The 4,199-nt window shown below is 55.3% G+C and carries 5 protein-coding genes and 1 pseudogene; 2 read left to right on the top strand and 4 right to left on the bottom strand.

Translation table 11 applies throughout. From position 1 onward, the window contains the following. Both EIEH_RS04755 and EIEH_RS04750 read left to right on the top strand, forming a co-directional pair. A partial coding sequence (locus tag EIEH_RS04755) for an ammonium transporter (protein ID WP_035608873.1) occupies nt 1-566 on the top strand: 566 nt, incomplete at its 5' end. Between the two features lie 271 nt (nt 567-837). Further along, entirely contained in the window at nt 838-2,316 is a 1,479-nt protein-coding gene (locus EIEH_RS04750; protein WP_015871299.1) for an MDR family MFS transporter, read from the top strand. A 29-nt stretch (nt 2,317-2,345) separates the two neighbouring features. Here the strand turns inward: EIEH_RS04750 and EIEH_RS04745 are convergent, their stop codons facing one another. The 4 genes and pseudogenes from EIEH_RS04745 to EIEH_RS19490 all read right to left on the bottom strand — a co-directional run. Further along, nucleotides 2,346-2,618: a DUF1161 domain-containing protein gene (locus tag EIEH_RS04745; protein ID WP_015871298.1), complete on the bottom strand. Its 273-nt coding sequence runs from the start codon at nt 2,616-2,618 to the stop codon at nt 2,346-2,348. A gap of 16 nt (nt 2,619-2,634) precedes the next feature. After that, nucleotides 2,635-3,000 carry a DUF1283 family protein gene (locus EIEH_RS04740; RefSeq protein ID WP_015871297.1) on the bottom strand — a complete coding sequence of 122 codons (366 nt, stop codon included), beginning with the start codon at nt 2,998-3,000 and terminating at the stop codon, nt 2,635-2,637. 103 nt (nt 3,001-3,103) lie between these two features. Beyond that, nucleotides 3,104-3,853 (bottom strand): bifunctional NADP-dependent 3-hydroxy acid dehydrogenase/3-hydroxypropionate dehydrogenase YdfG, encoded by a 750-nt coding sequence (ydfG, locus tag EIEH_RS04735; protein ID WP_015871296.1) that lies wholly within the window; start codon nt 3,851-3,853, stop codon nt 3,104-3,106. A gap of 155 nt (nt 3,854-4,008) precedes the next feature. Further along, nucleotides 4,009-4,199, bottom strand: a pseudogene (locus EIEH_RS19490) (hypothetical protein); the annotation flags it as partial.

Raw genomic sequence — 4,199 nt, 5'->3', positions numbered from 1 at the left:
TTAATGCCGGTGGTGCTTACGCAGCCGATGCGTTGGCTGCCTACGCATTTACCAATACGACGATCTCAGGTTCAGTCGCGATGCTTGGCTGGTTATATTGGAGTCATAAATTTGGGGAGAAAATGAGTCTGTCGGCTGCGTTAGTGGGAGCGGTTGTCGGGCTGGCTACCATTACTCCGGCGGCCGGATATGTCGAACCATGGTCAGCCGTATTAATCGGTTTGATTGGATCTACCGTTTGCTTCTTCGCCAAGAGGGTACAAGACTATTTTCATATCGATGATGCATTGGAGGTCTGGCGTGCGCATGGGATGGGGGAGCTCGTCGGAGCGATTCTCATCAGTGTTTTTGCGAGCCGATTGGTTGGTGCGGTCAATGCAGGGTTCCATCTCTTCTGTGTCCAGGTCATGGCGGTGGTCTTGGTTGCCTTATACTCTTGGGGGGTGACTGTTATCATACTGAAATTATTAAATGTTAATGGGAAGTTGCGCGTTAATGACTGTGCCGAGATTATAGGATTGGATGAGCACGAACACGGTGAGAATGCGTATAACATCAAAAAATAATGCTTGATCTTAGCAGGTTTGATCATGCAGGAAGGCATAGGTAACATAGGCTTTCTCAGAGAGAGTAATGCCGGCCAATACTCTGGCCGGTATGAGCCGTTTATCTCACAGTTTTCTTTTGAGGATGGGATTTCCCGGCAATTTAGCTATAGGGTACAGACTGAAATCCGGTGGTAATGACGGCGGAAAGGTGCAGGCAAGGAAAGTAAGTGGGAATCGTCTTATCTCTCCATGTTAGTATAGTCGCAGGATTTTCTATGACATAGGCCCTATGAGTACGGATACGACACCGATAAGCCCGAAGCGGGTACTGGTCTTGACAGCCTGCATGCTTGCCACCTTCATGGCTGCGATTGAGGTAACGATTGTCTCTACCGCCATGCCAACCATCATTGCCGATTTGGGCGGCTTTTCCCTGCTGGGGTGGGTGTTTGCCGCCTATTTGCTGACACAGGCGATCTCTATCCCTATCTATGGGCGGTTAGCAGATCTGCATGGCCGCAAGCGGATGTTTTATATTGGTGCCTCGCTGTTCCTTCTGGGCTCGGTGCTCTGCGGTTTCGCCCACAGTATGTTGTGGCTGATCGCGTTCCGCGCGCTGCAGGGGGCCGGTGCCGGGGCGATTACGCCGATCGCTGTCACCATTATCGCCGATGTTTATGGTCCCCTTGAACGTCCCCGTATTCAGGGATATCTCTCCAGCGTCTGGGGCGTATCGGCGATCGTCGGGCCATTGATGGGGGCATTTATCGTTCAGCATTTCCACTGGTCCCTGGTCTTTTGGATCAATTTGCCCATTGGCTGCTGCGCGATGTATTTGCTATGGCGCTATTTTCCCGAACAACGGCATCCGCGGCGCCATACGCTGGATCTGGCTGGAACCGCCTGGCTCGCCATTGGTATCAGCGCGCTGTTGCTATCACTGCTTCAGGCCGAGTGGCTGGGGCTGTGGGTGCTGCTGCTGCTGGCCATTGCCGTGCTGAGCGGTTTTTTACTGTGGCGTCAGGAGTTGCGCGCGGCAGAGCCCCTGTTCCCGGCCGTACTCTGGCGCCAGCGCATCATGGTGGCCGGTAACATCGGCGGGCTGGTCGTTGGGGCCGCCATGATGGGGGTTGCTGCATTTTTGCCCACCTATGTGCAGGGCGTCATGGGGTATTCGGCTCTGGAAGCGGGCACAACGCTGGCTCTGATGTCGATTGGCTGGCCTATCGCGAGCACACTCAGTGGTCGGCTGATGGTCTATACGTCATACCGGACCACGGCGCTACTGGGCGCCCTGTTGCTGATCGCGGGAAGCCTGTGTCTGCTGTGGCAGACTCCGCAGGGGAGCCTGTGGTGGGGGCGTATTTCGGCCTTCATCATCGGTGCGGCGATGGGAATGACCAATACCACCTTCCTGGTCTCCGTCCAGAACAGTGCGCCGCACTCCATGCGCGGTATTGCGACGGCCTGCACGGTATTTACCCGAATGCTTGGCTCTGCGCTGGGCACTGCAATTCTCGGCGCGACGCTAAATCTGAATTTGGCCTGGCGCCTACCGCAGATAAACGATCCGGTACAGCAGTTGATGACTTTGCGTACCCAGACTGCACCGGAGGACGTCGGCGCGCTGCTGGCGCCGGTTGCAGCATCGTTGCACGCGGTGTTTATTGCTGCGGCACTATTGGCGTGGCTTGCCCTGCTGGCAGCATGGCTGATCCCGGCGGGCATAGGGCTGCGGGAGCGGAGAGAAGAGGTTGTTGAGAAGTAATTCAGGCCGCCTTCGGCGGCCTGAATTACTTAGCGTGGATTCGCGTAGGCGCCGGGCTCGGCGCCGTCGGTACGAATATAGATAATTTTCTGTGTGTCGTTACCGCAGTGACCCACGACCTGACCACCCGCCTGCTGTACCTGATCGTTGGGGACGATCTCCAGCGTAAAGGCGTCTGACGGAACGCCGTTGGCCACGATCTTCTGGCTAATCTCATCCCGAATGCTTTCGCAGGAGGCGGCGGCGGCATAAGAGATCAACGGTGTCAAGAGCAGGGCGGACAATAGGATAGGTTTATGCATATATGATACCTGTCGGCTAGGGAGTTAACGGGTGACCACTCTGGCGATCCAGGCAGCGGCGCGTACCTGGCTCCCAGTAGGCGTTGACGTTCAGGCTGCGCTCACAGCGTTCTCGCTGCTCGATGGCCCGATCTGCCTTATCAAACGCTTTCTCAACGTGGGTGTTGACCTTGCTACGCAAGGGGCGGGTTTGATCCCACTGCTCCCGCTGTTCACGTGCCTGTTCTTTGGTCAGAGAGTTGTCTTGCCCACCGCTGGAGCCAAAGACGCAGGTGCTGCCGGCCTCGCAGTTGGCGGCCTGCGCAGCGCTTTGCCAAGCGATGCTGCCGAGCAGTAGCAGGGGGATCAAGTGGACGAGCCGCTGTCGTTTCTCTATCTTCACAGTGTTGTCCTCAGCGAAATGTACGCTTCATACCACGTAGAGCGTCATTGATTCAATCTGCCATGATTTTCTCGATGACGCCATAGCCGGAACCGGTGAATGCCTATTCGCCGCGATAGACTGCCAGGGGTGAGAACGACTGGGAGACCGGCATCACCTCCATCGTATTGATGTTGACGTGAGGGGGCAGCGTCGCTACCCAGAATACCGCTTCGGCGATATCGTCGGCGGTCAGGGCATGCGCATCTTTATAGGTATGGGTGACGCGCTGCTCGTCACCTTTAAAGCGGACGCTGGAGAATTCGGTACCGCTGACCAATCCGGGCTCAATGTCACTCACCCGGATCCGGGTTCCGTGCAGATCGGCCCGCAGGCCAAGGCTGAACTGGCGGACAAAGGCCTTGGTTGCGCCATAGACATTGCCGCCGGCGTAGGGCCAACTACCTGCCGTTGAACCGATATTGATAATATGACCCGCGTTGCGGGTGACCATTTCAGGCAGCAGGGCGCGAGTCATGTTCACTACGCCTTTGACGTTGGTGTCGATCATGGTATCCCAGTCATCGATATTAGCCTGATGGGCAGGCTCCAGCCCCAGAGCCAGTCCAGCGTTGTTGACCAACAGATCGATATTGCGCTGTGCCGATGTCAGATGTGCTACCGTATCCTGGATAGCGGCTCGATTGCGGACATCCAACTGAACGACCGTCAGCGCATCGCCCAGCTCATCCCGTAGCGCCTCCAGTCGTTCCAGACGCCGCCCGGCGGCGATAACGTGATGACCATGGCGGATAAACTTACGGGCGATCGCGGCACCAAACCCGGCGGTAGCACCGGTAATGAAAATGTTCATACTACTCCCTCGCGTGTGGATAAATTCGGCACGTCTTTGCAACATTTCACCACCGTTGGTGTTACGTACCACAATGGAACACTGACTATTAGAATGCCAGTATTATCCTAATATGTAATCATGATAATAATTATGTAAATATCACATTGATTTTATTAAATAAACAAGATTACGGAACGACATCCCCATCGTTGATTTCTGCTATCTGGCATACCTGCCCTCGTCATTTTGTTCAGCACACACAGCATGGCCAGAGCCTCTGTAACCTGACTATCGTAGTTGCGCACCGTCAGCGAAACTCCCAGATGCGTGATCTGAGCATTCAACTCAGAAAAAGTTCGATTTA

Origin of the sequence: Edwardsiella ictaluri ATCC 33202, from assembly GCF_000264785.1 — a bacterium.
Classification (GTDB): domain Bacteria; phylum Pseudomonadota; class Gammaproteobacteria; order Enterobacterales; family Enterobacteriaceae; genus Edwardsiella; species Edwardsiella ictaluri.
Note: the sequence above shows the minus strand (reverse complement) of the source record. Positions and strands in the feature narration are given on the sequence as shown.